Source organism: Acinetobacter sp. ANC 4973, from assembly GCF_002135275.1.
GTDB lineage: Bacteria > Pseudomonadota > Gammaproteobacteria > Pseudomonadales > Moraxellaceae > Acinetobacter > Acinetobacter kyonggiensis.
This window is the reverse complement of record NZ_NEGM01000014.1, coordinates 32,847-58,204: the sequence shown is the minus strand read 5'-3', so window position 1 is coordinate 58,204 and position 25,358 is coordinate 32,847. Positions and strand designations below refer to the sequence as shown.

At 35.5% G+C, this 25,358-nt stretch carries 32 protein-coding genes, 1 tRNA gene and 3 pseudogenes; 17 read left to right on the top strand and 19 right to left on the bottom strand.

What is annotated here, in order from left to right; translation table 11 throughout:
* Positions 1 to 263: 263 nt before the first annotated feature.
* Both B9T30_RS13950 and B9T30_RS13945 read right to left on the bottom strand, forming a co-directional pair.
* Positions 264 to 1,640: a heavy metal sensor histidine kinase gene (locus B9T30_RS13950; RefSeq protein WP_086185536.1), complete on the bottom strand. Its 1,377-nt coding sequence runs from the start codon at positions 1,638 to 1,640 to the stop codon at positions 264 to 266.
* Positions 1,637 to 2,308: a heavy metal response regulator transcription factor gene (locus tag B9T30_RS13945; protein WP_086185535.1), complete on the bottom strand. Its 672-nt coding sequence runs from the start codon at positions 2,306 to 2,308 to the stop codon at positions 1,637 to 1,639. Before B9T30_RS13945 ends, B9T30_RS13950 begins: the two co-directional genes overlap by 4 nt.
* Before the next feature lie 120 nt (positions 2,309 to 2,428).
* Between B9T30_RS13945 and B9T30_RS13940 the strand changes: the two genes are divergently transcribed.
* The 4 genes and pseudogenes from B9T30_RS13940 (at position 2,429) to B9T30_RS13925 (ending at position 4,081) form a co-directional block, all read left to right on the top strand.
* Complete coding sequence (locus B9T30_RS13940) at positions 2,429 to 2,905, top strand: GlcG/HbpS family heme-binding protein (protein WP_086185534.1); 477 nt, start codon at positions 2,429 to 2,431, stop codon at positions 2,903 to 2,905.
* 26 nt (positions 2,906 to 2,931) lie between these two features.
* Positions 2,932 to 3,330, top strand: coding sequence for a hydroxyisourate hydrolase (gene uraH, locus B9T30_RS13935; protein WP_086185533.1), 399 nt, complete (start codon positions 2,932 to 2,934; stop codon positions 3,328 to 3,330).
* A gap of 3 nt (positions 3,331 to 3,333) precedes the next feature.
* Positions 3,334 to 3,444, top strand: a pseudogene (locus B9T30_RS13930) (DUF2805 domain-containing protein); the annotation flags it as partial.
* 103 nt (positions 3,445 to 3,547) lie between these two features.
* Positions 3,548 to 4,081 carry a lipocalin family protein gene (locus tag B9T30_RS13925; protein ID WP_413772574.1) on the top strand — a complete coding sequence of 178 codons (534 nt, stop codon included), beginning with the start codon at positions 3,548 to 3,550 and terminating at the stop codon, positions 4,079 to 4,081.
* A 147-nt stretch (positions 4,082 to 4,228) separates the two neighbouring features.
* On the opposite strand, the gene B9T30_RS13920 is transcribed toward B9T30_RS13925, so the two are convergent.
* Positions 4,229 to 4,651 (bottom strand): MAPEG family protein, encoded by a 423-nt coding sequence (locus B9T30_RS13920; RefSeq protein ID WP_086185530.1) that lies wholly within the window; start codon positions 4,649 to 4,651, stop codon positions 4,229 to 4,231.
* 558 nt (positions 4,652 to 5,209) lie between these two features.
* Here B9T30_RS13920 and B9T30_RS13915 point away from each other — a divergent pair.
* Together B9T30_RS13915 and B9T30_RS13910 are read left to right on the top strand one after the other, a co-directional pair.
* Positions 5,210 to 5,578: a MerR family transcriptional regulator gene (locus tag B9T30_RS13915; RefSeq protein WP_086185529.1), complete on the top strand. Its 369-nt coding sequence runs from the start codon at positions 5,210 to 5,212 to the stop codon at positions 5,576 to 5,578.
* A gap of 90 nt (positions 5,579 to 5,668) precedes the next feature.
* On the top strand, positions 5,669 to 6,466 hold the full coding sequence (locus B9T30_RS13910) for an SDR family NAD(P)-dependent oxidoreductase (protein WP_086185528.1): 798 nt from the start codon (positions 5,669 to 5,671) through the stop codon (positions 6,464 to 6,466).
* Between the two features lie 655 nt (positions 6,467 to 7,121).
* Here B9T30_RS13910 and B9T30_RS13905 read toward each other — a convergent pair.
* A complete protein-coding gene (locus B9T30_RS13905) occupies positions 7,122 to 9,059 on the bottom strand; it encodes a TonB-dependent receptor plug domain-containing protein (RefSeq protein ID WP_227518982.1) in 1,938 nt (645 codons plus the stop codon).
* Between the two features lie 674 nt (positions 9,060 to 9,733).
* Here B9T30_RS13905 and B9T30_RS16525 point away from each other — a divergent pair.
* A complete protein-coding gene (locus B9T30_RS16525; protein ID WP_167356350.1) occupies positions 9,734 to 9,898 on the top strand; it encodes a hypothetical protein in 165 nt (54 codons plus the stop codon).
* 157 nt (positions 9,899 to 10,055) lie between these two features.
* Here B9T30_RS16525 and B9T30_RS13900 read toward each other — a convergent pair.
* The 5 genes from B9T30_RS13900 to B9T30_RS16730 all read right to left on the bottom strand — a co-directional run bounded on the left by B9T30_RS13900 (position 10,056) and on the right by B9T30_RS16730 (position 12,090).
* Positions 10,056 to 10,132: transfer RNA gene (locus tag B9T30_RS13900), tRNA-Met, on the bottom strand.
* Positions 10,133 to 10,408: 276 nt separating this feature from the next.
* The gene (locus tag B9T30_RS13895; RefSeq protein ID WP_086185526.1) at positions 10,409 to 10,702 is read right to left on the bottom strand and encodes a hypothetical protein; all 294 of its coding nucleotides are present in this window, start codon (positions 10,700 to 10,702) and stop codon (positions 10,409 to 10,411) included.
* A gap of 586 nt (positions 10,703 to 11,288) precedes the next feature.
* Positions 11,289 to 11,498: a hypothetical protein gene (locus B9T30_RS16740; RefSeq protein WP_227518981.1), complete on the bottom strand. Its 210-nt coding sequence runs from the start codon at positions 11,496 to 11,498 to the stop codon at positions 11,289 to 11,291.
* A gap of 8 nt (positions 11,499 to 11,506) precedes the next feature.
* Positions 11,507 to 11,857, bottom strand: coding sequence for a hypothetical protein (locus tag B9T30_RS16735; protein WP_227518980.1), 351 nt, complete (start codon positions 11,855 to 11,857; stop codon positions 11,507 to 11,509).
* Complete coding sequence (locus B9T30_RS16730) at positions 11,845 to 12,090, bottom strand: hypothetical protein (protein WP_227518979.1); 246 nt, start codon at positions 12,088 to 12,090, stop codon at positions 11,845 to 11,847. Before B9T30_RS16730 ends, B9T30_RS16735 begins: the two co-directional genes overlap by 13 nt.
* Before the next feature lie 236 nt (positions 12,091 to 12,326).
* Between B9T30_RS16730 and B9T30_RS13885 the strand changes: the two genes are divergently transcribed.
* Complete coding sequence (locus B9T30_RS13885) at positions 12,327 to 13,298, top strand: hypothetical protein (RefSeq protein WP_086185525.1); 972 nt, start codon at positions 12,327 to 12,329, stop codon at positions 13,296 to 13,298.
* Positions 13,299 to 13,752: 454 nt separating this feature from the next.
* Entirely contained in the window at positions 13,753 to 14,253 is a 501-nt protein-coding gene (locus B9T30_RS13875; RefSeq protein WP_205666514.1) for a hypothetical protein, read from the top strand.
* Positions 14,254 to 14,555: 302 nt separating this feature from the next.
* Here B9T30_RS13875 and fumC read toward each other — a convergent pair whose 3' ends face one another.
* Together fumC and B9T30_RS13865 are read right to left on the bottom strand one after the other, a co-directional pair.
* A complete protein-coding gene (fumC, locus tag B9T30_RS13870) occupies positions 14,556 to 15,950 on the bottom strand; it encodes a class II fumarate hydratase (RefSeq protein WP_086185524.1) in 1,395 nt (464 codons plus the stop codon).
* Positions 15,951 to 16,084: 134 nt separating this feature from the next.
* On the bottom strand, positions 16,085 to 17,092 hold the full coding sequence (locus B9T30_RS13865) for an NAD-dependent epimerase/dehydratase family protein (protein ID WP_086185523.1): 1,008 nt from the start codon (positions 17,090 to 17,092) through the stop codon (positions 16,085 to 16,087).
* A gap of 392 nt (positions 17,093 to 17,484) precedes the next feature.
* Between B9T30_RS13865 and B9T30_RS13860 the strand changes: the two genes are divergently transcribed.
* Positions 17,485 to 18,426, top strand: a complete 942-nt coding sequence (locus tag B9T30_RS13860) for a hypothetical protein (protein ID WP_086185522.1) — start codon at positions 17,485 to 17,487, stop codon at positions 18,424 to 18,426.
* A gap of 83 nt (positions 18,427 to 18,509) precedes the next feature.
* Here the strand turns inward: B9T30_RS13860 and B9T30_RS16880 are convergent.
* The 3 genes and pseudogenes from B9T30_RS16880 to B9T30_RS13845 form a co-directional block, all read right to left on the bottom strand.
* A pseudogene (locus B9T30_RS16880) lies at positions 18,510 to 18,593 on the bottom strand (IS3 family transposase); the annotation flags it as partial.
* A 3-nt stretch (positions 18,594 to 18,596) separates the two neighbouring features.
* Complete coding sequence (locus B9T30_RS13850) at positions 18,597 to 19,073, bottom strand: transposase (protein WP_227518984.1); 477 nt, start codon at positions 19,071 to 19,073, stop codon at positions 18,597 to 18,599.
* Between the two features lie 83 nt (positions 19,074 to 19,156).
* Positions 19,157 to 19,471 carry an IS630 transposase-related protein gene (locus B9T30_RS13845; protein WP_086185549.1) on the bottom strand — a complete coding sequence of 105 codons (315 nt, stop codon included), beginning with the start codon at positions 19,469 to 19,471 and terminating at the stop codon, positions 19,157 to 19,159.
* On the opposite strand from B9T30_RS13845, the gene B9T30_RS16875 reads away from it, so the two are divergent.
* Complete coding sequence (locus tag B9T30_RS16875; protein WP_143223212.1) at positions 19,456 to 19,665, top strand: transposase; 210 nt, start codon at positions 19,456 to 19,458, stop codon at positions 19,663 to 19,665. The two genes, B9T30_RS13845 and B9T30_RS16875, sit on opposite strands and share 16 nt — an antisense overlap.
* Here the strand turns inward: B9T30_RS16875 and B9T30_RS13835 are convergent, their stop codons facing one another.
* Positions 19,666 to 19,893, bottom strand: coding sequence for a hypothetical protein (locus B9T30_RS13835; protein ID WP_086185520.1), 228 nt, complete (start codon positions 19,891 to 19,893; stop codon positions 19,666 to 19,668).
* Between the two features lie 16 nt (positions 19,894 to 19,909).
* Positions 19,910 to 20,072, bottom strand: a pseudogene (locus tag B9T30_RS16725) (site-specific integrase); the annotation flags it as partial.
* A gap of 268 nt (positions 20,073 to 20,340) precedes the next feature.
* Between B9T30_RS16725 and tusD the strand changes: the two are divergent.
* The 4 genes from tusD to B9T30_RS13815 are packed head-to-tail and all read left to right on the top strand — an operon-like array spanning position 20,341 to position 21,728.
* The gene (tusD, locus tag B9T30_RS13830; protein ID WP_086185519.1) at positions 20,341 to 20,709 is read left to right on the top strand and encodes a sulfurtransferase complex subunit TusD; all 369 of its coding nucleotides are present in this window, start codon (positions 20,341 to 20,343) and stop codon (positions 20,707 to 20,709) included.
* 43 nt (positions 20,710 to 20,752) lie between these two features.
* Complete coding sequence (locus tag B9T30_RS13825) at positions 20,753 to 21,103, top strand: hypothetical protein (protein WP_086185518.1); 351 nt, start codon at positions 20,753 to 20,755, stop codon at positions 21,101 to 21,103.
* Positions 21,104 to 21,118: 15 nt separating this feature from the next.
* The gene (locus B9T30_RS13820) at positions 21,119 to 21,403 is read left to right on the top strand and encodes a hypothetical protein (RefSeq protein WP_086185517.1); all 285 of its coding nucleotides are present in this window, start codon (positions 21,119 to 21,121) and stop codon (positions 21,401 to 21,403) included.
* 13 nt (positions 21,404 to 21,416) lie between these two features.
* Entirely contained in the window at positions 21,417 to 21,728 is a 312-nt protein-coding gene (locus tag B9T30_RS13815) for a TusE/DsrC/DsvC family sulfur relay protein (protein ID WP_086185516.1), read from the top strand.
* Between the two features lie 63 nt (positions 21,729 to 21,791).
* On the opposite strand, the gene B9T30_RS13810 is transcribed toward B9T30_RS13815, so the two are convergent.
* Entirely contained in the window at positions 21,792 to 22,691 is a 900-nt protein-coding gene (locus tag B9T30_RS13810; RefSeq protein ID WP_086185515.1) for a LysR family transcriptional regulator, read from the bottom strand.
* 95 nt (positions 22,692 to 22,786) lie between these two features.
* On the opposite strand from B9T30_RS13810, the gene B9T30_RS13805 reads away from it, so the two are divergent.
* Together B9T30_RS13805 and B9T30_RS13800 are read left to right on the top strand one after the other, a co-directional pair.
* Positions 22,787 to 23,221, top strand: a complete 435-nt coding sequence (locus tag B9T30_RS13805; protein WP_086185514.1) for a CidA/LrgA family protein — start codon at positions 22,787 to 22,789, stop codon at positions 23,219 to 23,221.
* 1 nt (position 23,222) lies between these two features.
* Positions 23,223 to 23,915, top strand: a complete 693-nt coding sequence (locus tag B9T30_RS13800) for an LrgB family protein (RefSeq protein WP_086185513.1) — start codon at positions 23,223 to 23,225, stop codon at positions 23,913 to 23,915.
* A 63-nt stretch (positions 23,916 to 23,978) separates the two neighbouring features.
* Here B9T30_RS13800 and B9T30_RS13795 read toward each other — a convergent pair whose 3' ends face one another.
* A complete protein-coding gene (locus B9T30_RS13795) occupies positions 23,979 to 24,734 on the bottom strand; it encodes an adenosylcobinamide-GDP ribazoletransferase (protein WP_086185512.1) in 756 nt (251 codons plus the stop codon).
* Between the two features lie 2 nt (positions 24,735 to 24,736).
* Positions 24,737 to 25,345, bottom strand: a complete 609-nt coding sequence (locus B9T30_RS13790) for a histidine phosphatase family protein (protein WP_086185511.1) — start codon at positions 25,343 to 25,345, stop codon at positions 24,737 to 24,739.
* Positions 25,346 to 25,358 lie beyond the last annotated feature (13 nt).

Genomic DNA, 25,358 nt, shown 5'->3' with positions numbered 1-25,358 from the left:
CATCATGGTTTCGGATGAAATATTGATACTTATGGGGAAATTTCAAGCATTTTGCATAACGACTATTATGTTGAATGGAAGATGTTGACTGATTATTATCTAATTTTTATTATCATTTTAAGAGTTCAATTTGACTCATAAAATAGTGGAATAGAAATCAACAGCAAAAGTAGCTTTAAAAGTTGTAAAGGAAAAACTCAGAGATAAGAAATTAACGATCGGTCTATGTAAGTTTCATAGTCAATTATTAGGGGTAAATATTTTTATATTATTTTCAATTTTAGGCAAAAAACAACCCCCTCATATGTATTGCGAACAGTTGCCTCTCCATCATGTAATACCATAATAGATTTAACAATTGCCAACCCCAACCCACCTGTTTTGGCTTTGGCATGCCGACTAAAGTCAATTTGATAAAAACGCTCAAATAAGTAATTTAAATGTTGCTCTTCTATGTGAACGCCATTTGTTAATATCTCTATATAAACATCATTTACATCTAATTTTGTAGAAATGACAATATTCTGCTTTTCAGTTCCATAATCAATTGCATTGATCAAAAGATTTGATAAGGCCCTTTTCAGTAGATCGATATTGCCATGCGTTCGAACATTCTTATCCAACTTCAGAACAAATGACATTTTCTTATCTTCTGCTAAGAATTCAAAATAATCTACCAACTCTAAAATAGTGCGATATAAATCAACTTCTTCTTTTTTTATAATAAAATTGCCATTTTCAGAACGAGCAATAAATAACATATTGTCGATCATCTTGCTTAATCGCTCATATTCTTCAAGATGTGAATATAGAAGTTGCTCCAGTTCTTGCTGTGGCCGAGAATGCATGAGAACAATTTGTGTTTGGCCCATTAAATTATTTAGAGGTGTTCTGAGTTCATGTGCAATATCTTCAGAAAATCGAGCTAATTGATCATAATTAATCTGAATTTTTTCCAACATACTATTCATAGCTGAACGCAACTTCTCCACCTCAACAGTCGTACTTTTAGTTTCAAATCGTTGCTGTAATTGAGTACCTTGGATTTTATTAGCTTGTTCTATTAAATTATTTAAAGATTTAAGTAAGTACAAACCAATCCAACGACCAAGCAAACTGGCCATCACAATGCCTAGCAAACTATAGAAAATTAATTTCCATAAATATTGATTTAAAGTAAATTGTGTTTCATCTAATTGCTTTCCAGCAATAAGTTGATAATGTTGATTTTTAAATATCACCGTTTTATAGGCCAAACGAGTTGTCGATAATTTAGGTTTATTATCGACAAACATTATAGATTTGGTTTCACCCATGTCTGGGATAGAAACTTTTAGCGGGTTAATGTCGATTAAGGTGTTGTTATTATTCTTTAAAATTAAAAGGTTATCTTCTTTTCCGACCATATTTTCATATAAATTCGGGTGTTGCACTAAAATTTGGAAACTTTCCTGATCTTTTAAAAAAACTTCAATACGTTCAATACGTGCAGCTAAATTCTGATCACGCTGCTCAGCCAACATCTTCTGCATATTGTGATAAGAAAGCAAACCAACACTCAAAAACACAATACAAGAAATAAGACTAAAAGCGATGCTTAAACGTGTAGCCAATGTCCAATTATTTAGATATTTTTTCATTTATTCGTACTTAATCGATATCCCATACCACGAACCGTATGTATTAATTTTGGCTGAAAATTATCATCAACTTTGGCACGTAAACGCCGAATAGCAACATCGACAACATTGGTATCTGTATCAAAATTAATATTCCACACTTCAGAGGCAATTTGAGATCGGGTTAATAACTCACCTGTGCGTTGCATTAATAAATGTAAAAGCGAAAATTCTTTGGAAGTTAAATCGATTTTTTTCTGGTTCCGGTATACGGTATGCTCAAGTCTATATAAGATTAGGTCTTCAACTTGATAATATTCAGATTCGACTTTCACGCTTCGTCGCAATAGGCTTTTGACTCGCGCTAATAATTCAATATAAGAAAATGGTTTGATTAAGTAATCATCTGCACCTAAATCCAAACCCTTAACTCTATCTAAAACATGATCTTTGGCAGTTAACATGAGTACTGGAATTTTAGAAAAAGTTCTTAAGGTCTTTAATATCTGCCAACCATCAATTTCAGGCAACATGACATCTAAAATCACTAAATCAAATTTTTTTTCCTGCAGCAATGTTATAGCGGTTAATCCATCATACGCAATAGAGCATAAATAGCCTGATTCATTTAAACCTCTTGCCAAAAATTGAGCAATTTTCTTTTCATCTTCAACAATAAGTATTTGCATATAAGCATATTATATTGGTTTGTCTGTTTATATATTACAAATCCGTAATCTGATTGTCATGCAATAGTGATTTTATTTTATATAAGCTAAGTGATCTCTTCATTTAACTTAATAGAACTTATGAAAAAACTTCTATTTATTCCTATAATTTTATTTAGTTCAATGACATATGCTACACCTAAAACCAATTATGTCATGGATTTGAATCTTGCTAATCAACTTGCAATGAATGTTATGCAAGCTTGTACTCATCTTACAAAACCTGCCGCAATTGTCATTCTTGACCAAGGTGGTAATGAGATGGTGAGTCAACGTCATGAAACCATTGGTATTCATAACTTAGTAGCAGCACAAAGAAAAGCTTTTACTGCTTACTCAAGTAAAGTAAGCACCTTACAATTTATGCGCAATGCGCAGAACAATTTAGATTCACAGAACTTAACTAGCATACCTGAATTATTACTTTTAGGTGGAGGTGTCCCTGTGATTTATAAAAGTCAGATATTAGGTGCAGTCGGTGTCGCTGGTGCAGGTGGGTCAATTCAAGATGACCAATGCGCGCAACAAGGTATAGCCACAACGCTGAAACAAATTTAAATCAATATTATTATAGGTTTTTCCATATGAAAAAGTCACTTTTAATCGCCAGCAGTTTATTTTTTTCAAGTTGGGTTATGGCTCAAAATCCTTTAAGCGTACATGTGCTTAATTTAGAGAGTGGACTCCCCTCATCAGATGTAAAAGTCACCTTAGAAGAACAGAAAAATGGTAAATGGATTCAAATTTCAGAAGCAAAAACCAATGAGCAAGGTCGTGTAACTGCGCTCTTTCCTGAAAATAAAACCTTCGACAACACTATATATAAAGTAACTTTTAAAACAGGTGATTGGTTTAAAAAGAATAAGCAAAATTCTTTCTTTCCAGAAGTTCCTGTAATTTTTCAAACAGACGGTTCAGTAAAGCACTATCACATACCATTACTTCTTAGCCCTTACGGATATTCAACATACAGGGGGAACTAATTCAGTAGTTTTAAAATTTGGCGTAAGCGAATGACAGAAAGTGAGACTAAACACTTCCAGTTACATCCACTGGATATCTGTCGAGCCTATTGCAGTCGCCAATATAAACATTGATAAGTATTTATAATAGCGTTTTAAAATTTTGTTAATGGGCGCTTGTGCTATCTTTCAGATATAAACTATTAAGGTATATAAAATGAATATACTATTGAAATCAATGTATAAGTTTGCAACATTTGGAATATTTAGTTTTATAATTTCAGTTACTTCTCATGCCGAAACGATTGCTCCACAAGCTGTCGATAAAATTGATATTAAACAATATGCAGGTAAGTGGTATGAAGTTTCTCACCTACCAATGTATTTTCAACGTAAATGTGTAGCAAACACCACGGCTCAATATAGTATAAATAACAACCAGACTGTATCGGTATTAAATAGCTGTCGTACAGCAACTGGTGAAGTTATTAGCTCAAAAGGTATTGCTTATCCGCAAAACCAAGGTAATAGTAAACTTAAAGTAAGCTTCCTACCAAAAGGGCTAAGATGGTTACCATTCACTAAAGGAGATTATTGGGTTCTACGTATTGACCCTGAATACAAAGTTGCTTTAGTAGGTGGTGAAAGTAATAAATACTTATGGATATTGTCACGTGATACAAAAATTGATGAAAAAATCTATCAATCTTATTTAGATACTGCAAAAAGCTATGGTTATGATGTGAGTAAATTGGTCAAAACACCTCAATAGTTTTTAGTCAAAATTTTAAAATTAATATAATAACATTATGAATAACAGCCCTCACATTGAGGGCTTTTCAACGATTAACAAAGCTTTTATCTTCTTACAACCATTCTTTCTAAATTTTATATGTAATCCGATCTTCAAATATGATAATCAAATAATCGTAAATATGATCTGAATAGCCATAATAAATAAACAAACTACCCCCGCTACATAAGCAATAGTACGCCAAGGCTGAATAGAGTTCAGATACGTAATCGTATGAATAACTCTAAAAAATGTAAAAATACTAAATAACCATACCGTCATAGTATAATTTGTATTTAGTACAATACATAAACCACCTAGAACCCAGAATAATGGAATATTTTCCAAATCATTCAACCATGCTTGGTGAGCCCTAACAACTTGTGGAAGTTCTGTAGTTTGAGCAGCAACTTTTAAAAAACCTGCATCTTCAACATTCCTAAAAGCTTTATTTTTAATTCGATGAAATCCTTGATAACAAGAGATTGCGAACATTTTAATAAAAAGCAATAACGTACATAATGCGTAAACATGCAAAATATTATCCATGCATCCCTCTTAAAACAAAATTAAAATTTATTATTCATACCCTTCTTTATCACGAAATTCGATAAAAATCGCTTGAATTTTTAAAACTATCTCAAATATTTAGCAGGGCGAAAACAACGGTGTAATTTGTAGTCTAAATAATGAGTATCCGCATTACACGTAAACTCTAATATGCACCTTTATGGATAATTTCCTCTTGAGAGCACTCAAATTATTTATGGCTGAGAATCGCCTTGTGCTGCTGATTTTTGGTGCCAGTACATCGCTTCCTAATTACCCTGCCACACGCTTCCCATAGGAATAATTTCCCCAAGATTATTTGAGCACTGGCTTCTCTCTATATCACCAATATTCCAGTTTTTTTAAAAGAGTCTTAATTTTCAAAAGCAAAATCCATAGAGAAACTCCCCCTAATGGAAGATATATACTTTATAAAGTTTCATTATTAACATTTCTTATAAAATAAGATTGCATGGGAAATAAAAATAGTTGAAAAACTTGAAAGGAAGAATGATCTAATGATATTTATCACCTGCAAACTAAAAAAGAGATAGATAGATGTATATTGGGAAATTAGCTCTGGTGACAGGTGTAACACAAAAAGCGATTCGACATTATGAGAACTTGGGTTTAATCCCAGCACCAGAGCGTAAAGGTAATTACCGTTTTTATAAACAGTTAGATATTCAGTTAATTAAAATGATTAAACAGGCACAGGCCGTAGGTTTTAGTCTTTCGGAAATTGCTACACTGGCAGAAATTAAAGCTCAAGAAAAGCGATTTCCGCTAGAAATAGCTCAACAACTTCTTAAAGATAAACATCTGCAAATTTTGCAGAAAAAAGCTGAGTTAGAGAGAATAGAAAAAGATTTACTTTTCTTAGAGCAAGAGCTTACAGAAATGTACGGCGCTGAAAAAACATCATAGATAGCAAGAGATTCTTTTAGAAATACTCTTGACTCTCACCTTAGGGTAAAGGTTTATATTACTTGCCACAGCAAACCGCGAGGGCAAAACATGAATATATTGACATCATTTAAGGGGAAAACAGCTTTAGTTACAGGGGCATCATCTGGTATAGGGATGGGATTTGCTAGAACTCTTGCAGCAAATGGAATTGACTTGGTTATTACTGCACGCTCTGAAATGAAGCTGCAAGATCTGGCACAAGAGTTAAAAACTGCATACGGCATTAAAATTTATGTAATTGTCTTAGATTTAGCTGAAACTAATTCAGTTTATAAATTAACAGAATATTTAACAGAAAATCATATAATAATTGATATCTTAATTAATAATGCTGGTTTTGGAAAATGGGCAAAGTTCTTAGGTGAGCCTTTAAGCAGTTATCACCAAATGCTGACATTAAACATCAATAGCCTAGTCACATTAACCTATTTACTTTTGCCAGCTATGCTTGAAAAAAAACAAGGATTGATCATTAATGTTGCATCAATAGCCGCATTTCAACCACTTCCCTATATTGCAGTATATGGAGCATCTAAAACTTTTGTGCTTAATTTTACGGAAGCGATTGCAGGAGAAAATCTTGATTCAGGAGTAAAATTTTTGGCATTATGTCCTGGCAATACCGCAACAAATTTTGCTCAAGTTGCAAATGCTGATACAGATGGAATGCCAGTTTCAACAGTAGAAACCGTCGTTGATGCCGCTATAAGGGCTTTAGACCGTAATCAGCTATATTGTATTCCAGGGAAAAGAAACTATTTTACAGCTCAGTTCGCCCGTATTATTCCTAGGTTTATAATGCTCAAAATAGTAGAAAACATGTTCAAAAAAAGAGTTATTAAATAGTTTTTATATTGTATAAAATTTATTATTTAACAAAAATTTACTCTTAATTATCAAAGAAATTTCTTACTGGTAGAGGTTTTAATTGGGATGTTGTTATCGTAGATGCAACAGAAATAGTCATACAGCATCCTAAAAAACAGAAGAAAAACTATAATGCTGTACAGCCTTCTATCAGACTGTACAGCAACACACCATTTGATAACATCTACCACTCGGAATACAAAGGATCTTTTCAGGAAAATCCAGTAGAATTTGTAAAGAGCGAAAAGTTACGTACTGATGGATTTATCAATCGGTATCGCAAAACAGCATGGACATTAATTATAATTGCTCTAGTTACATTATTAATCCTGATATTTTTTGATAATTTATCTGTTCATTCTACATGCTTAATTGTTTTATTATTTTAATTTTCAGAGTTGGTTATAGACTACTTTTCAGAAGTAAGAGCTAAAAACTATTCAAAGTATACACATCAAAAAATTGATAACTGGAAAAAATTTAAAAACCTAAAGCATTTAATATGCTTTAGGTTTCGTTGCCAGAAAATAGCAATAAATGTTTGGAGTTTTAAATAGGCTTCATTGTCTGTATAGCAAATACTGCACCAAAATCTATTTTCATGGATGATAGATCCTAGATAAATATATGTTGTTTAGTATTTAAAATTAAAACCGACAAAAGCTGTTCTGCTCATTAATATTTGATCAATAGAACGAGAAACCTCATCACGCTTAGTATTTGTTAAATTTTTAATTCCTGCCTGCATAGAAAAACTCGGATTAAATTGATACTGCCCACTTACTCCAAGAACATGGTAATCATCTGATTTCTCACTTTTCGAAATTGCAGGTACGTATAGCATTTGGCTACCGATATATTGGTAATTTAGATTTAACCCAAGTACATTACTCACTCGCCAATCCCAATTCATACTCCCTGTATGACGAGGGCTATAATCTAACTCTTGGTTAGTATCTTTATTTTTGCCATCTGAATATGTGTAATTCAGCTTAATGCCCAAAGCATCATTAATATCATATTGGCTTTCAAGTTCTACGCCTTTTACTGATGCTGAATGTATATTGGTATAAGTCATTATATTCGGGCGATATCCAGCTCTCCAGCTATCACTCACAATCATGTTTTTAATGTCATTATCAAAGTACATTAAACTTGCATAGAACTGATCATTTTCATACACACCACCAAACTCGTAGCTCGTTGCTGTTTCTGGCTCTAAGTCAGGATTTCCAACAACCTGACACAGCCCACGACAAGCTAATACCGAATATGTAGGATCTGATTGTGAAATACTTGGTGCTTTGAATGATTTACCAATACCACCTTTTAAATTAAATTGGTGAGTTACTTGATAAACACTATAAAAACGTGGACTAAATTCACTTCCAAAGCTTTCATAGTCATCAAATCGTCCAGCAAATGTAAGAGACAGTCTATCTAATTTCCATTCATCTTGGAGATAGAATGCTGTTTGATTCAGAGATAATGACCCATTTAAATTTTGGTTATGTTCTAATTCTGTTTTACGAAATTCGGCTCCACCAGTAACTAAATGCTGTTCTCCAACATGACCACTCACTTGCGCATCAATCGTGTGGTTGATTTGCTGAATATCTCCCGTCTTTTTATACAAATTGGTGATGATTTCTGAGTTATCCATCAAGTCTACGTTTTCATAGTAATAACGCAGTCTACTGTTGATATCATTCCAATTCGCTGAGTAAGTGAGTCCAACACTGGTACGATCCATTTCTTGGATATTGGTTGGGAATGACAAACCGTAGTTGCTCCATGTGGCTTTACGGTCATCTGAACGATGGGTCAAGTCAACATCCAATGTTTGGTTGTCATTAATAAGCCAACTGAGGTTAGAAAGTATGCTAAAGCCTTTGCGTTTTTCTGCAGCATCCGTATCTTTATAGATACTTTGTTCAGAGCGCCAAGCCTGCTGATCTACACCCTCAAGTACTAGATTTGCCAAAAGTTTATTTTCAATCAGGCTGCCACCGATATACGCACTTGCTTTGTGAATTATCCCGTTGTCCCCTTCAGTTGGTAACTCATAGCTATAGTTGAAAGCTGTCTCTAGTTGTTCACTTGGTTTCTTTAAAATAATATTGACGACACCACCCAAGGCATCAGCCCCATAAATTGAAGACATTGGTCCGCGAACTACTTCAATACGATCTACAGCAGCTAAAGGAATAGACGATAAATCAAAATCATTTGAATAGTTCGAGGTTAACGCATCCCTAGAATTAACTCGGCGCCCATTCACCAAAATCAGCGTATAGTCTGAGTCTAAACCACGTATTTTAATTTCTTTACGACCATAAGCAGAGGACGTATTTATGTGAATACCTGCACTCTGCTGTAGAGCATCTGCCAGATCATAAACAGGACGTTTTGCTAGGTCTTCTTGGGTAATAATACTAATGCTTGCTGGAGCACTTTTTTGATCATGTTCTGTTTGAGTTGCTGTCACAGTAATGGTCGCTAATTTTTCAGTAATAGTTTTTTCAGCATGCGTATAACTAGCAAATAAGCCTAGGCCCAATAAACTCTGCATAGTAATACTAAGGATCTTTTTAGAGGAAAGTATTTGATTTGACATAATATAAAAATACAATTGAAATTAAGAATCATTCGCAATTATATGTAAGTGTATAATTTTTGCAACTTCTATTATTTGCGAAATAGTCCTTACTTAACCTACACCTAAAGTTGGACACACACTAAATGCAAACTGTTGATGTCTACATTTATTGCGATGTGTATGTGCTGTCCTACTTAATCAAGATAAATATAATGCCTTCAGCAGTGAGGAATGTCGCATCGACCGCAAATGCATAAAGGTCATAGCGGTACCGAACGCAAAGCTCCCACCATTCTGGAATTTCTTTGAGATGTTGGAAAGCTGATTGAAGTTTGTTTTTATCTTAGGTTTTTCAATTTGTTGTAATTTCAAGCTGTTCCAGCGAATATCTTCACTGATTGATATGACTCTCTGCCTAACGTCTTGTATCTATTCTGTATCGAAAAAATATAAAATAAATACGTTGACTACTCAGATAGTCAAGCAAACCAGCTCAGCGCAGTCTTATTAAAAAAATCCTTGAAATATAAATAAGATATAAAAAATTTAATCGTACATATCGCCACATTTTCATCTCATAACTACCGCAGTGTTAACAGTTTAAAAGGCCATGATGGCTACTCAATAAACATTTCAACGGAAAGAACATGAGCACTCAAAATACTGGATTCAAAGCTTTCTCAAATAAGATTAATTCAACTGCCCCACATCCAGTTCATGCATCTAATGATCCAACTGAAACCGCGCCAAAACCATCAGACGAACCTGAAAAAACAGTTGAACCCGACAAAGATGCACCAAAAGCAAAATAAACTATAAAAACGATGATTAAGTACACAAATCACTGAATATATAGCCCTACTTTTTAAGTGGGGTTTTTGTTTGCAAAATGAAAAATAGATATTTTTATAATAAAAAAACCTAATTTACATGAAGTAAATTAGGTTATAAACTTTAAATCTTTTTCGTTGGTAGCGGGAGCTGGATTTGAACCAACGACCTTCGGGTTATGAGCCCGACGAGCTACCAGACTGCTCCATCCCGCATCAACGAAGTGTCTTTATACGCGTTTAAGATAAGTAATACAAACATTATTAGATATATTTAAAAAATCCTTTATCCATTTAGATATTAAAAAGCCCACTAATAGCTGTGGGCTTTATAGATCGGCATGCTGCGATCTCATGCTTTGCGTTAACTGTCTGAATTAGGCGAATACTCACCTGAATCTATTTGATGGGAATACGCGATTCCTATAACAACTCAAACACTACCGTTCCGCTTACGGATTCGATCAAGCTCACTATAACAGAACCCCTCAACTAAACCGATCTTACCGCCGACTCGGTTTGAAATAGAGGATGAGCACATTTGTATAAAATTAATCTCTTTCTTTCATTTTCTAAAAAAGGTTTAGGTTCCTCTTCCCATTCAGATTTCCTACTGCCAAAAGCTGAATTATTTAAAGTCCAATCAGAAACTAAACCATAAATGAAAGTATTATCAGCAAAAATTAATTTTGATTTATTGCTTGTACTGTTCAGAAATACTTTATGTGTTGGCAGAGAGCCAAATGTACTTATATGTGTATATAAATATTTATAGGTTTCATACATAGTTAATAGCCCTTATAGCAACTCACTATACCAGCAATCAACAATGCCCATTCAGCTAATAAATAACTGGTGCGCCATACAAAAATTGAACTTCTGGTCTATCCCTTCTATCCAGCTGAGCTAATGGCGCATGGTGACGGCTAGATTCATTTCTAAACCAGTTAAGGGATAAAGTAGCCATCAAAAAAAACCTGCATCTTGGGGAAGGTGCAGGCTGGAAACTGGATAACCAGTTAAAGTGGAGAATCATTAACTTGACTATAATAGTAGGTTTTATTTTTTTACCAATCGGTATTATGTTTATTTTTTGTTAAAAAAATCATATTTTCCGATATACTCAAATACTGACATTCAATTTAAATCTCTATCAATTACAAAAGCCCAACTGAGCACATTAGTCACCATTTCAGACCATGACCTAATTAAAGATCACGGCATCTCATGGTTTTCTGTGAAATATTAGTCAGCTTTAGAATCAAATACTAAACGGCAGCATCGTTGGATCTACATCATCAACATTTTGCTCTTTGTTAGATGTGACTGCATACGCGGTAGCAATCTTGTGACTTGCCTAAATCGCTAACAGTCAGCAGCTGCTCTGCTTCATCACACACTGAATCAAACGAGCGATGCCTGTATAGAAATCCTGTGTCCGCTGTGCCTGTAAGATGGCTCGTTGATCACGTTTAGCCAGCTGATTTGCCAGCATATCCACTTGATCTAAAGCATGTTCATTGAGTTGCTGAAGCTGTTCATGGATATTGTCAAAATCACGCACAATTTGCTGTTCTAACATATTCGCAATCATCGCTTCAGAGGGTGATAGCAAGGAAATATCAGTCGCGCTGTCAAAACATGAAATAAGGCCGTCCTGATGTTCTGGTACTGCAAGTCCATCGAACAGCTGACCATCCCCACATTTGTTGTGTAGTTCGGCTGCATGACATAATCATAGCCATAGAAATTGACAGGTACTAAGCTCAGTCCAGAACGGCGATAATCCTGTGCAGAGCTGAAACCACCAGCACGGGTAAGGTACTGCTTACGTGCATATTCCCCTGCATCATTCTCGAAAAACTCTGCTACATGTGTCACATCACCATTTTCTTCCGCATAAGATTCAAGCGTTCTAAATGCTGGCTCTAAATAGACCACTTTGCCATCAATGAGCGTAGATTCAGGCGGGAACTGCCGTAACGGCGGCGGATCTCATGCCCGTTATAGCCATACATAGTTCCTGACTTAATCATTTCCTGAACTTTAGGATGGTTAATCTGATTGATCATTTCTTTCATATCAACATTGGCGCGGTTTTTACCTGAATGCTGGCGACCACGCTCAAATAAGTTGTATTTAATTTTCTTGGTTTTTCGAGCTGTATCAGCCATGAAAAAAGCCCCAATAAGTGATTATTAGGGCTATTTTGGCAATACGGCGCACTGTAGGTTTTGGAATGTTCCAATCAAAACCGTGTAACCATTTTTTACCTTTTGTTAAAAATAATTGAAGGAAAAATTTCTAAATTGATATAGAATTCCTTCAATTTTTTAGAATAGCACTTGCTAAATTCTTATTATTTTTAAATACATACTTTATATTAATTTAAAATTCGGGTAATTCAATAATGCAATTATTAACTTCAAAATTTTCAAAACTAAGTTTGATTTCCCTAATGGGCTTAACTATCTCTGCATGTGGTGAAGGTGGCACAGGTGACAACTACAATAATAGTGCAGCTAATACTTCAATTAAATTTTCAATGCATACTTACGAATTAATAGGTGAAAGAAATGATTCTATGGGAAGGGAGTTATATAAAATATTTAGTGAATCACTAATATTACGTGATAATAATGTTTCAATAACCACTAGAACAGAAGTTGATTTTGAACAACAATACGCTACGGCTGAAAACCCTTATACAGAATATGATTTTACTCTTACTAAAGATAAATTATATGAATCTAACGGTTATAGCCTGCCTCTATATTTAGAAAAAAATAATAAAGGTACTGTCATAACTTCGTATGACCAGCACAAGGGTGGTCTAACTCAAACCATTACATTTAAGACACTTAACCTTTCTAAAAAGAAAATTAACTCTTCGGAAGTAATAAACTCTATTTTCGCTTCTGAAAATCTCAATTCAGAACCAACTGAATTTTTAAAGCTTAGACTTGCCTTTTTCAGATCTACTCAAACTTTTCCGGAGGGAGCTGAGTGTTACCAGTTCTTAAGCACCCAACTTTCCCACTCTACTATTGAGTTTGATAAGAATAACTTAATCAATAAAACATATTCAGCTTGGGTAAGTGAGAGAAAAACTCAGGGTTTAAATGTTATTACAGAACAGTGGGCAAATAAGAATGTTGCTTATGTAAAAAAAGCTGATGGAGAGGTTTCAGATGAACACCAAATGGTCGTAGTGGAATTAAATGGAAAATTATATTTTGGCGATTACACATCAAACGAAAAAGTCGATCTAAGTAAAAATATTGATCCTTCACTTAAATCCGGTTTGTGTTCAGCTTTTGATCAAAAAGCTGCTTATGGACTATATCTAGGCTTTAGAGAATTACCAACTAACCCTTGGTAATAAAATATAAAAAGGCGGGTTTTCCCGCCTTTTTATACTCCCCAGAATTTGCAACTTTCAATTTTAATCACTGAAGTCTATTACCTGATAAACCTTGCCGTATAGCGCTGCACCTATTGAGCTATCCCCCAACTCAACATCTAAAGCCTTTGAATGAACCTTAACCACAACATTGGCAGGAACTAAACGCCGTATTATCGGTGACAGTTCAATAATCTCGGAAGTATCAACGGTATCCTCAATTGAAATACACAAACGACTTGTAAGGAAATGATAATACTACAAATAAAATCAACATGAAAAAGCCAAATGTTCTTAGCATACTGGGCTTTCCTTCATGAATAAGTAGATTATTGACAATACTGACATCACTACCAATCCTTTTCTTTGCATACTCAAAATACATATAATTTCCACTTAACCCACAACACAGCGACGCATAGACATCATTAATATGAAATGGACCGACATTAAAGATGGCTTTTTACACATTGCACAAGAAAAAACTACAGACGATCCAGAAGATGATTTTGAATTATTAGAAGGTGTTGGATATGTGCGAATTAAAATTAATCATGAATTGCAGCGTGTTTTAGGTCGTTGCAAAGATAATATTTTAAGCCCATACATTATTCACAGAGTCCCAAAAGGAAAGACTAAAAACCGTAGTCAAACCAAAGTGGATTGGACACAAATCGAAGCTCAATATGTTTCTAGGGAATTTTTGAATGTAAGCAGAGCAGCCAATGCTTATCCTGAATTAAATGGTCGCCAACTACCAAGTTTTCATGAAATTCGTGCTCTGTCCATTCACTTGCATAAAAAAGCTGGTAAATCAGCCCAAACGTTGGCAGGTTATGCAACTGAAAAAATGACAAAAATTTATGCATCTAGTCATGAGCTTATTTGGAATGATGCAGATGTTGGTATTGATCTTCCCTTTAATACAGATTGATCAACAAACAATAAAGCCACTTTTACAAGTGGCTTTTTAATTAGCTGAACTGCCGAGCAAACTATATGCTAACTCGTTGTTTTCTATAGTGTCCACAATAGCCATTTTTCCTATATTTGAGCAGTAAAACGACATACAAAAGACTATGTAAAACAATTATTTAACAAAAATTAAAATACATGTTTAATAAACATCAAGCATAATCAATCATCAGCAGTTAATTTCTAGTTATATTGTACGCATATATGCATAAGACAAAAACCACTGATGATCAATTGATAAAACTTCAAGCAATCAAATGATTATTTGCTGTTAGGTGAAACCATATTTTCAGGAATCACCACGGCATCAAACTGTTCTGCGGTCACTAAGTTCAATTCAACAGCAACTTGCTTCAAGGTCTTGCCTTCTTTATACGCTGTTTTTGCTACTTTTGCGGCATTTTCATAACCAATAACAGGGTTTAAAGCCGTGACCAGCATCAGTGAGTTATGTAGGAAATAGTCAATTTTTTCACGGTTGGGTTCAATCCCTTCAGCGCAGTGATCATTGAAACTATTACACGCATCACCCAACAGTTGAATAGATTGTAATAAATTAAATGCAATGACGGGCATAAAAACATTTAGCTCGAAGTTACCTGAAGCCCCAGCGACATTAATGGTCGTATCATTGCCCAGTACTTGGGCAACCACCATAGTCATGGCTTCACTTTGAGTTGGATTCACTTTACCCGGCATAATGCTTGAACCCGGTTCATTTTCAGGAATACGAATCTCACCAAAACCACAGCGTGGACCACTGGCTAACCAACGAATATCATTGGCAATTTTATTTAAACTAGCAGCTAAGGTTTTTAAAGCACCTGAAGCAAAAACTGCGGCATCACGCCCGGCTAAAGCTTCAAATTTATTTGGTGCAGTCACAAAAGCCAAACTAGTCAATGTTGCCAACTGTGCTGCTGCTTTTACCGCATAATCAGGATGAGCATTTAACCCAGTTCCCACTGCCGTACCGCCTAAAGGTAACTCATATAAACCCAATAAGGCATAATCTAAACGCTTTAAACCATGATCAAGCTGAGAAACATAGCCACTAAATTCCTGACCCAGTGTTAATGGGGTTGCATCTTGTAAATGGGTACGACCAATTTTAACAATATCAGAAAATTCTTGCGCTTTAGCCGCCAAAGTATCGCGTAAACGTGTGACTGCTGGAATCAGCAATTCATTGATTTGTAAACTGGCTGCCACATGAATGGCGGTTGGAAATGAATCATTGGTTGATTGTGCGCGGTTCACATGATCATTGGGATGTACTGGTTTTTGCGAACCTAAAGGGTTCCCCAGTTTCTGATTGGCAATGTTTGCAATCACTTCATTACAGTTCATGTTACTTTGCGTACCAGAACCTGTTTGCCATACCACCAATGGGAACTGTGCGTCCCAATCACCCAAGATTACTTCCTCTGCCGCATTCACAATATAATGTGACAACTCATGAGGGATTTGATCTAACTCAGCATTGGTGATGGCAGCCGCTTTTTTGACTAAGCCCATCGCCCGAATCATCGCTCGTGGTAAGCGCTCTTGCCCAATTTTAAAGTTTTGCAAACTACGCTGTGTTTGCGCGCCCCACATTGCCTCACTCGGAACTTCAACCTCGCCCATAGTGTCATGTTCAATACGTGTTTGCATGATTAACCTCATTTCCCTGTAATTTTATAGCTTTGCTCTTTCATTATGTTTTGACACATTCAAATATTTTAATCAAACAAATTATAATTGTAAATGATTATTATTTACATACTGTTTCTAACATCCAAAGCGTTCTAACGTCCTATTAATGTTTGTTGATAAAAGCGCCAAGCATCTTCTATGATTTTGCTGATGTTGCGTTTAGGTTGCCATTTTAAAATTTGATGTGCTTTTTCTGAGGTTGCAGCAATCTGATCGAGTTCAGCAACGGGATAAAATTGCGCCTCGATGGTTTTAATGTCGACTTGAGTGACTTTGGAAATTTCCTTTAGCAAAGCAGCAATCGAGATACTTTGCCCTGAAATATTAAAGGCTTCACATACATATTGTTGACCTCTTAACCACTCTAAAGCTGCAATAATGGCATCACAACTGTCTAACACATGTAAGAAACCACGTTCAACCGTATGATCGTTTGTTTGGGCTTGCTGACGTAGTTCAATATATTCGCGTTGCCCTGCTGCAACCTGTAATGCCAAAGGAATAATATTTTTAGGCAAGGGTGCAACAAATTCACCTAATACTGCATGTTCAAATGCACCCGCAATATTACTTAGTCTTAAAATGGCAATTTTCCATTCATTGTCCGTCAGCGCTGTATCTCGTATAATTTCTTCAACCATTTGTTGTGACTTTATATACGGATTGGGATAAGCATATTTAAACGGGGTATCTTCTGACAGGGTTAAACTTGACTGTCCATAGACTGCCAAACTGGACAAATGGATGAATGTTCGGATGCCTGTACGCTGCATAGCACGCAGTAAGCTCATAATACAACTGACATTATCGTTATAATATTCAAGTGGCTTAAGCGCAGATTCTTCTATCGATTTAAAACCAGCAGCATGAATGACCGCTTCTATAGAATATTGTTCAAAAACTTTATTTAACGCAGGTGTATTTCTAATATCAATTTTGACAAATGGCACATATCTGCCTGAAATATATTCAAGTCGTTCTAATGTTTGTAAATTTGCATTGGATAAATTATCCACAATAATGACTTCTTGCCCATGCGCCATTAAGCTTAAAGCAATATGTGAACCTATAAAGCCTAAACCACCAGTCACTAAAATCATTGTTTAGATACTCCCTATAATAATCAGCATCTTATGTTTTATTGGTGTAATTTTGGCGTTATTGCCAACTTATCCACATATATTAAAAACAAAAAAAAGACTCAAAATTTCTCTTGAGTCGACTAATTTGCAAGAGCATTATAACACCATCTTACAGGTTCGGAATATTGCATGTGTTGCAGTTATGGCTATTAACTGTATGTTATTTATGACAAGAAATAACATACAGTTATCCTGCGCAAAATTGGGCGGATATTGTCGATAACTGGGACAGTGAATTAGGATGAACCTAAAATCAAGAATAAACTGAGCTATGTTTATTTGATTATAAAATCTCACTGCTGTATATTCTAGCGCTTCATTTTGATAATAATATACGGAAAATCATATAGATGATTAAAACTACACTTTTAGCTATATTGCCTCTTACTTTAATACTTAGTGCTTGTGGTGGTGGCTCATCAGGTTCAGGTCAAGAAAATACAGTTAAACAGCCAGAGTCACCGCCCTCAAAAGTAGAATCTAGTCCAATGTTTACACAAGCAGGATCTGTATATACTTTTGATATTTCTAGCTCTGGGCTTAATAATCGTTTCACTCATACATTGATGAATGATGTTATTAGTCAAACATTAACGAATACTAAACCATCTCAAATCCTAAATAGATCCTCATTTGGTGATAGATATTTTTTAGATCAGAATAAAGTTTATATTCAAAAAGACATATTAGATACTCCTATAAACCAAGCAGCTCTAACTAATTACTTCATTTCAGATAATGGGGCTACTCTGGTTACTTCTTTTTATAATACTGAAGGCGTTAATCCAACGATTAGACATGCTATGTCTTATAAGAGATATGATGTTTCTGGGTTAAAAGTAAAAGATTATATTTATAAAAAGTTATTAACGAGCACAACCAATCCAACATCTGCTGCAGCTTTGAATGCCAGTACCACGCTATTTCCTGAAGGTTCAGTTGTGTTTATTCCTGGAGAAATTACTAACCTAGATGAATATTATGAAATATTCGCAGATTCTGGCGTGTCCTATAGTAGTTTTAATGCTGTCCCTAATATTGCCAACTACCCATTAAGCCGAACTTTTGGCGGTGTGGAAATTCGATATTCAAACTCCACTCCCTTAGGATATGCTTCATATAATGGCAAGGTTTATCAAGCATGGCTCTATCCTAAGAATTATAAAGTGATTTTCAATCAAGGTAATAATTATTACTATAATTCGATTGCTGCAGATGTAGTGGGTAGCGAACTTGTTAATTCATGTGGTACAGGAGAATACACAGACTTTAATACTGGTTGTGTTTTCTAAAAAAGCATTATAAATGTAAAAAGACCTTTTAAATTTAAGCAAAGCCCTCAATTGATCTGCCCCCAATAAGTTGGACGGTTTGATTAAGCAGCCTTTAAGGACTGAGTTCTGTACTCCACAGGACTCAGTCCTTTTAATTTAACCTTGATTCGATCATGGTTGTAATATAGCTAAATACCAAATAAATGATCACAGTAATCTTTAAACAATTGATCAATATCTTTAACTCTAAACTTATTTCTAATCGACTTTACTCGTGACCACATTTTTTCTATTGGATTTAAGTCCGGGCTATACTTAGGAAGCCACACAATGTAATGCCCTGCACAGCGAATCAAATCCTGAAGCCGTTTCCCCTTGTGAAAGGTGGCATTATCCATAATCAAAACACTGGTTTCTTTCAGCTTGGGCAATAAATCCTGTTCAATCCAACATTCAAATACCGCTGTGTTCACTGAACAATCAAATACCGCTGTGTTCACTGAACAATCAAACACTCCAACTGTAAGCAATCTATTTTCGATTAATGCACCGATCGCATTGCTACAATTTTTTAACTGCCAGTTAAATTCACCTACAGCCCTTGCTCCTTTGCGGCTATAACTATGTGATCGCGTACTTTCACTTTGAAAACCACTTTCATCTATATAAACCAGAGGTAATTGTTGTTCTAAACACTCAATTAAATTTTGAAATTGCCAGCGTTGATTTTGATCTGCTTTAGGATGCCTTAATGTCTTTTTTTACGCGATATTCCTGCGCCATGTAACGCATTAAATACCGCATGGGTACTGACACCAAAACGTTCTGCCCGTTCACTGATGTAATCATCAGGGTATTGTTCAACATCCTTCAATATTTGATCTCTGGTGATTTTCATTGGACGCCCAGAAATAGGTTTACTTACAGTGGATTTTTTCCAATTCTGAATCGTCTGTATACAGACGTTAAAATGCTGTGCTGCTTTTCGCACAGACATTTTATCTCTAGCCATAATTTCTATGACTTTGTCTTTAAAATCTTTTGAATATGGATAATGCGACATTTCATAAAGGTAAAAGACTGCAAGAACTACTTCAGAAAGCAGGTCATTACCTTGTATGGTTGCCTAAATATAGTCCTGACTTAAATCCGATAGAAAAAATGTGGGCTCAAGTAAAATCAGTTAGGAAAAAGTTTAGAGTTAAAGATATTGATAAATTATTTAAAAATTACTGTGGTGACTTATTTGGAATTTAGCTATAGTTTTTTATTTTCTACACATATCTGCCAAACTGCATCCATCCATTCTTGTAGAGGTTCACTATCAATTTGACGAATATCCAAGACAATCCGCTGGAAAGCACGTGCTTCATTGTCTGTAATCTGACAAGCTACTCCTTTTCTCAAACACTGCTCACGAAAATTCTCATCACTCATGTATCTTACAATCAACTCTTCTCGCTGTTGCTGAGTAAGCTTACGCATTGGTAGCGACTTAAGCTGGCTTTATCCCTTGTTCAAGACTAGACTTACCTGTTTTAAGTTCTAGTAATTTGGTGCTCGCATTCTTTGGCAGTGTCTCTAGTCGCTGAGTATCGCTTGTTTTCAAATGTGACAGTGATACGCCAACTTGACCCGCGTTGTATTGATTTTGGTAGTTTCATTCTTTGTGCAGATTGCCTTTTTATTTTATCAATAAAGTAAGAAAAGGAAAAAAATGCGGATGATTTCATGCATATAAAAGAAAGGTATTGATACTTTTTAAATTTCAGATACTTAATAAGATGCTGTTTTTAAATAATTATTTTTATAATAATTTTAATATTTGGTTCCAAATTCTTTAGATACCACCTAAAATCATTGTATACTACCTTTTTCTTATGAAGTTTGGATGCATCAACATTGGATTGGGCATTCCTAAAGTGAATTTCGATGAGTACCTTATTACTAATTACCTCCGCACCAACCTCGATCTATGCTTGGCATGCGCTTGGCTTAGCACAAGCCTTATACACTAAAAAGCAAGCATTTCGCGTTTTTTTCTATCAAGACGGCGTTTCCGTAGCGAATACTTTACAGTGGGTTCCTGATGACCAACGTAATTTGACTCAAGAATGGCAAAAGTTAGCCATTCGCTTACCCGTTTGTGTCAGTGCTGCATTGGCTCGCGGTATTACCGATCAAGAAAATGCAAAACGACATCAGATTAGCCAACACAACCTTGCTCATGGCTTTGAATTGGTTGGGTTGGGCGAACTTGCCGATGCAGTACAGTCAACACAACGTCTTATTCAATTCTAAGATGTTATTTTTGTGAATTTGTTGCTTTTAAAAGGTTAATTGTGTGAAATCTGTACTCGTTATTCTAACTCAAGCCAATCTTGTCAACTTGCACGTGCATGAAAGCTTATCGGCAACCATGGTTCTAGCTACTTTTGGTTGTGAAGTCAAAGTCTTACTCCAAGATGGGGCTTTAAGTTTATTAAATTCAGAATTACAATTTGAACAAATGAAACATGCATTTAAAGTCGCATCGAATATGGTCGATAGCTTTGAGTTTTACGACCTTACCCCAGTTTTGGTCGAAAATCAGCATAAAGATGCTTACTTTGTGACTCAGGCGCAACAGGATATTGAGTTTATTGAGCTGAATAGCGAGTTCATTCAAAGTTTTGATTTTGTACTGTATTGGTAGAAGAGTAAAATAATCATGTCAAATAAAAGCTTATATTTGCTACAAAGTAGTTTTTCAGCGACTCCTGCTGTAGTGGCAAAATTAGAAAAAATGTATCGCCCTGAAGATAGCGTAGTTTTAATGGGTGAATCTGTTTTGCAGTTTGAGCAACCTTTTTTGCAACAATTGAATTGTATTTATGTACTTGATACCGATGCAGAAATTTTAGCGGGTAAAGACGTAAAGAATATGCAAATTATTTCTTATGCTGAATTTGCAGATATTTGCTTAACTCATACCCGTTGTATTCGTTTGAACTAATTTGAGATTAATAATGAATTTAGAACTCGATCAAGATGGTCACTTAGTCGATTATACGATTTGGAATGAAACGGTTGCGCAAGAATTAGCAAGTAGCCTGAATTTAGAACTGACCGCATGGCATTTTGAAGTCTTACATGCAGTACGCCAATTTTACGCCCAGTTTAGTCATTCACCTGCGACTCGCCCACTGATTAAATTCCTCATGAAAACAGTAAGTACCGACATCAATAATGCAGTGTTACAAGACCAATTTAATACTGGTTTGGTGGCGCGTCATTTAAGCCGTTTAGCTGGTATTCCTAAACCTCCTAATTGTTTATAAATTTTAGCGCTTAGGAAGTGATGACACTTTAAATTGTACTTCACCTCCTAAAATCTCAAATCATTAAAAATGAATTTTATCCTGATTTTCCTCAATAATTTTTAACCATGCCCGTGTCGCAGGACTCATTGCAACTGTGGTATTCCAAGCCATGCTCAGCGTCCAGTTTAAATTGGGGTTTTCCAACACACTAATATTGTATTTTTCTGCGTCCAACTGTTCACAATAAATTTTCGGTAATAATGCTATTCCAACATCGGATTCAACCATTTTGGCAATAAAGTCCCATTGGCTACTTTTACACACCACATTGGGTTCAAAACCAGCATGATTTGCTGCATGTATAATCAGATGATTTAAGCTAAAGGTATCGGCATACAATAAAAATGATTCTTCTTTTAATTCAATTAAAGAAACACTTTTTCGGTTTTTCCATTGGCTTTCTTTACGTGAGAGTAAACATAAGGGTGAATCCATAATAGGAATACCGCTTAATATTGGCTTTAAATGACCGAGTAATATACCGACATCAATGGTTTTCGCCAAAATTGCATCTTCAATACTCGTTGCGCCCACTTCTAAAAAACTCAGCTCTATATTGGGATATTGCTTATGAAATCTAGCAATTAACGTACTCAATAACACTGAACCTAAAGGGGGTAAGCCTAATGTTAATTTTCCTTGTTTAAGGTGACGAACTTGAGCCACGGTTTCAAATATGCGTTGTTGTTCTGCAAGTATAACCAAAGCATGTTGATAAATTTGCTCGCCCATATAAGTCAAGGTCACATCTCTTTTTCGCCCTGCCTCACCTTTATGAAATAGCGGTACTCCCATTTCTTGTTCTAAATGATGAATGGCTTTACTAATGGTCGGTTGAGTGACACACATTTCCTCTGCTGTCCGTGTGAAACTTTGTAGCTGCACAATTTTTACAAACATCGTCAGACTTTTAATATCCACAAATATTCCATTTAGGCATAATCTTTTTTTTATTATTCATAATATAACACTTTGGTCAAATCTAAAATAATCTCACGCTTTTAGATCAACGTAACATGTCTACTTCAATACTCCCCACCAAATTGCGCCATCTCGTTCAAGTGCTGCTACAACTGAGTTTACTTATCGTGATTTGGTGGATCGCATCCATAATTCAGCAGCAATTTAATTTACCGATTTCCGCAGGTGTGATTGGTCTTTTACTGGTTTTATTGGCGTTGTTAAGTGGCATATTTAACTTGCAATGGATTAAAACAGGATCAGATTTTATTCTTGGCGAATTGGTTCTCTTATTTATTCCATGTGTGGTCGGCATTATTAAATATAAAAATCTTTTTTTAACTCAAGGTTGGCAACTGGTTCTGGCTGTATCTATAGGCACAATCTGCGTAATGGTTGCAACAGCATATAGCGTGTATTTCGGTTTCAAATTAGAAGCTTTATTAAAACAGAAATTACATTCTAACCCACCGATGAAGCAGGAAAAATAAGATGAATTTAGTTGCAATGCTATGCTTTATTGGCACATTTATTTGCTACGTACTGGTTAAACAGCTCCATAAAAAATATCCTTATATGCTTTTAGCACCTGGAATTTTTGCACCCTCTATTATCATTGTGTTTCTGCTGGTTTTTCATGTTTCCTACGATACATATATGATTGAAAGCCAATGGATTATCTGGATGCTCGGCCCTGCAACCATTGCCTTTGCTATTCCTATTTATGAATATCGACACGTGATTAAAGCGCATGCGCTTGCAATCAGTTTGGGGATTATCATTGGAATGTTTGCTGGTGTAGTGAGTTCATTTTATTTGGCACAGTTATTTAGTTTCAATCCAGAAACATCTTACAGTTTAATGGCGCGTTCTATTTCCACACCTTTTGCCATGGAACTGACTTCAAATATTGGTGGATCGGTTGAACTGGTGATTTTATTTACCATGATTACTGGCATCGTTGGTGTTGCTATGGGTGATCTTATTTTACTTGGCTTAAAGCTTAATTCACGATTTGCCCAAGGGGCTTCATTGGGCAATTCTGCACACGGTTTTGGAACCAGTAAAGCCTTTATGCGCAATCGTGAAGAAGGCGTAGTGGCTTGTTTAACGATGGTACTTGCAGGTATTTTTATGGTTTTGTTTGGGCCAATGATGATTCAATTTACTGTGACTTACTTATAAACATTCAGTTTTAAATATAGGCGTAATTTTATGTCATTTAATTACGCTTAATTCAATAGAAATTTATATCCAACTTATAGGTAAATAAAAAATTAATAATACAAAACTAAAGACACTTACTGTTTCACAAATTTCAACACTTGCACCTACTGTATCTCCCGTAATACCGCCAATCCTCTGCATAAATTTACGACGTAAATATATCAAAGTCACCATAAAGACCATTGCCGTAAAAATACCTACCCAAGAGAAATAGGCTGATGCCAGTAAACAGAGTACAAAAACCATTACCGCCACAGTTTTAGGAATAAATTCTGCAATGGAAGACCCTAAGCCTTTTTCACGCACATATTGCGTGGTTAAAAATAAAAATAGTGGTGCCAAACGCCCCAATATTGGAAAAAGGATCAAGGCGCTATAATGTTGCTGTTCAATCAGTACATAAATGGCCGACCATTTAATTAAACATAAAACAATTAAACTAAGCACCCCAATTGGCCCGCAACTTGGGTCTTTCATAATTACTAAAGTACGTTCTTTATCGCCAAAACCACCGACCCAAGCATCTGCTGTATCCGCCAGTCCATCTAGATGTAAGCCACCTGTGAGCCAAATCCAAACCACTAAAATTAAACTGCTGAGTAAAATAATGGGTAGTGCATGTAATAAGGAAGCTATGGCAAATAAAATTGCACCAATCATCAAACCAATCAATGGATAAAACAGTAAAGATTGACCATTTTGCTGTTTACTTGGCATTTCTTTGAGCTGAATGGGAAATGTCGTGAGAAACTGTAAAGCAATCAAAAATGGCGTCATTATTATTCCTTGAGCAAATGTACCGAAGCATTATCTTGAATGACAAAAGAATTGAGTTGTCCCAATTCTGCGCTCATTTTAAGAATATCATCCAACGTATGATTCAAAGCGATGCACTTCAGAAGTTTAATCACGCCTCCATGTGTTACCACCAAAGCATGTTGCCAACCATTTGCCAACATTTGTTGTTGCATCTTGACCATACTTTTAGCGATTCGCTGATGAAAATTTTGCATATTTTCTGCATTGGGCGGTGTAAATACAGTCGGCTGTTGCCAAAAATTTGCCAGTAATTCAGGTTCATTTTCATAAATGACTTGAGTCGGTAGTGCTTCCCAATCCCCAAAATGCATTTCTTGTAAACCTGCATCATAAAAAATAGGTGTGTGCTGCTGTGCTGCGACAGTTTCGGCAAATAAACGACAGCGTTTTAAGGGTGAACTAAAAATTACATCCCATTGCGCCTGTTGCTGACTAAAAGCCTGCAAAGATTGATCTATGGTTTGCTGCATCTGCGACCAACCCAGTTCGGTCAAATCGTCATCTGTAGAACCCCGTAAGGTATGACTTAAAGTCGTTTCACCATGACGCAATAGATCAATCTTTAACATCTGCAACACCCTA

What these genes read in the sequence shown, in the direction of transcription:
- B9T30_RS16525 (WP_167356350.1), top strand. Translation starts at nt 9,734, where the DNA reads ATGAGCACTCAAAATACTGGATTCAAAGCTTTCTCAAATAAGATTAAT.
- B9T30_RS13925 (WP_413772574.1), top strand. Translation starts at nt 3,548, where the DNA reads ATGTATAAGTTTGCAACATTTGGAATATTTAGTTTTATAATTTCAGTT.
- B9T30_RS13805 (WP_086185514.1), top strand. Translation starts at nt 22,787, where the DNA reads ATGTCTACTTCAATACTCCCCACCAAATTGCGCCATCTCGTTCAAGTG.
- B9T30_RS13905 (WP_227518982.1), bottom strand. Translation starts at nt 9,059, where the DNA reads ATGCAGAGTTTATTGGGCCTAGGCTTATTTGCTAGTTATACGCATGCT.
- fumC (WP_086185524.1), bottom strand. Translation starts at nt 15,950, where the DNA reads ATGCAAACACGTATTGAACATGACACTATGGGCGAGGTTGAAGTTCCG.
- B9T30_RS13910 (WP_086185528.1), top strand. Translation starts at nt 5,669, where the DNA reads ATGAATATATTGACATCATTTAAGGGGAAAACAGCTTTAGTTACAGGG.
- B9T30_RS13790 (WP_086185511.1), bottom strand. Translation starts at nt 25,345, where the DNA reads ATGTTAAAGATTGATCTATTGCGTCATGGTGAAACGACTTTAAGTCAT.
- B9T30_RS13895 (WP_086185526.1), bottom strand. Translation starts at nt 10,702, where the DNA reads ATGTATGAAACCTATAAATATTTATATACACATATAAGTACATTTGGC.
- uraH (WP_086185533.1), top strand. Translation starts at nt 2,932, where the DNA reads ATGAAAAAGTCACTTTTAATCGCCAGCAGTTTATTTTTTTCAAGTTGG.
- B9T30_RS13860 (WP_086185522.1), top strand. Translation starts at nt 17,485, where the DNA reads ATGATTAAAACTACACTTTTAGCTATATTGCCTCTTACTTTAATACTT.
- B9T30_RS16740 (WP_227518981.1), bottom strand. Translation starts at nt 11,498, where the DNA reads ATGTTAGAACAGCAAATTGTGCGTGATTTTGACAATATCCATGAACAG.
- B9T30_RS13845 (WP_086185549.1), bottom strand. Translation starts at nt 19,471, where the DNA reads ATGTCGCATTATCCATATTCAAAAGATTTTAAAGACAAAGTCATAGAA.
- B9T30_RS13815 (WP_086185516.1), top strand. Translation starts at nt 21,417, where the DNA reads ATGAATTTAGAACTCGATCAAGATGGTCACTTAGTCGATTATACGATT.
- B9T30_RS13920 (WP_086185530.1), bottom strand. Translation starts at nt 4,651, where the DNA reads ATGGATAATATTTTGCATGTTTACGCATTATGTACGTTATTGCTTTTT.
- B9T30_RS13800 (WP_086185513.1), top strand. Translation starts at nt 23,223, where the DNA reads ATGAATTTAGTTGCAATGCTATGCTTTATTGGCACATTTATTTGCTAC.
- tusD (WP_086185519.1), top strand. Translation starts at nt 20,341, where the DNA reads ATGAGTACCTTATTACTAATTACCTCCGCACCAACCTCGATCTATGCT.
- B9T30_RS16730 (WP_227518979.1), bottom strand. Translation starts at nt 12,090, where the DNA reads ATGGCTGATACAGCTCGAAAAACCAAGAAAATTAAATACAACTTATTT.
- B9T30_RS13940 (WP_086185534.1), top strand. Translation starts at nt 2,429, where the DNA reads ATGAAAAAACTTCTATTTATTCCTATAATTTTATTTAGTTCAATGACA.
- B9T30_RS13865 (WP_086185523.1), bottom strand. Translation starts at nt 17,092, where the DNA reads ATGATTTTAGTGACTGGTGGTTTAGGCTTTATAGGTTCACATATTGCT.
- B9T30_RS13885 (WP_086185525.1), top strand. Translation starts at nt 12,327, where the DNA reads ATGCAATTATTAACTTCAAAATTTTCAAAACTAAGTTTGATTTCCCTA.
- B9T30_RS13795 (WP_086185512.1), bottom strand. Translation starts at nt 24,734, where the DNA reads ATGACGCCATTTTTGATTGCTTTACAGTTTCTCACGACATTTCCCATT.
- B9T30_RS13915 (WP_086185529.1), top strand. Translation starts at nt 5,210, where the DNA reads ATGTATATTGGGAAATTAGCTCTGGTGACAGGTGTAACACAAAAAGCG.
- B9T30_RS13875 (WP_205666514.1), top strand. Translation starts at nt 13,753, where the DNA reads ATGAAATGGACCGACATTAAAGATGGCTTTTTACACATTGCACAAGAA.
- B9T30_RS13945 (WP_086185535.1), bottom strand. Translation starts at nt 2,308, where the DNA reads ATGCAAATACTTATTGTTGAAGATGAAAAGAAAATTGCTCAATTTTTG.
- B9T30_RS13820 (WP_086185517.1), top strand. Translation starts at nt 21,119, where the DNA reads ATGTCAAATAAAAGCTTATATTTGCTACAAAGTAGTTTTTCAGCGACT.
- B9T30_RS16875 (WP_143223212.1), top strand. Translation starts at nt 19,456, where the DNA reads ATGGATAATGCGACATTTCATAAAGGTAAAAGACTGCAAGAACTACTT.
- B9T30_RS13835 (WP_086185520.1), bottom strand. Translation starts at nt 19,893, where the DNA reads ATGCGTAAGCTTACTCAGCAACAGCGAGAAGAGTTGATTGTAAGATAC.
- B9T30_RS13950 (WP_086185536.1), bottom strand. Translation starts at nt 1,640, where the DNA reads ATGAAAAAATATCTAAATAATTGGACATTGGCTACACGTTTAAGCATC.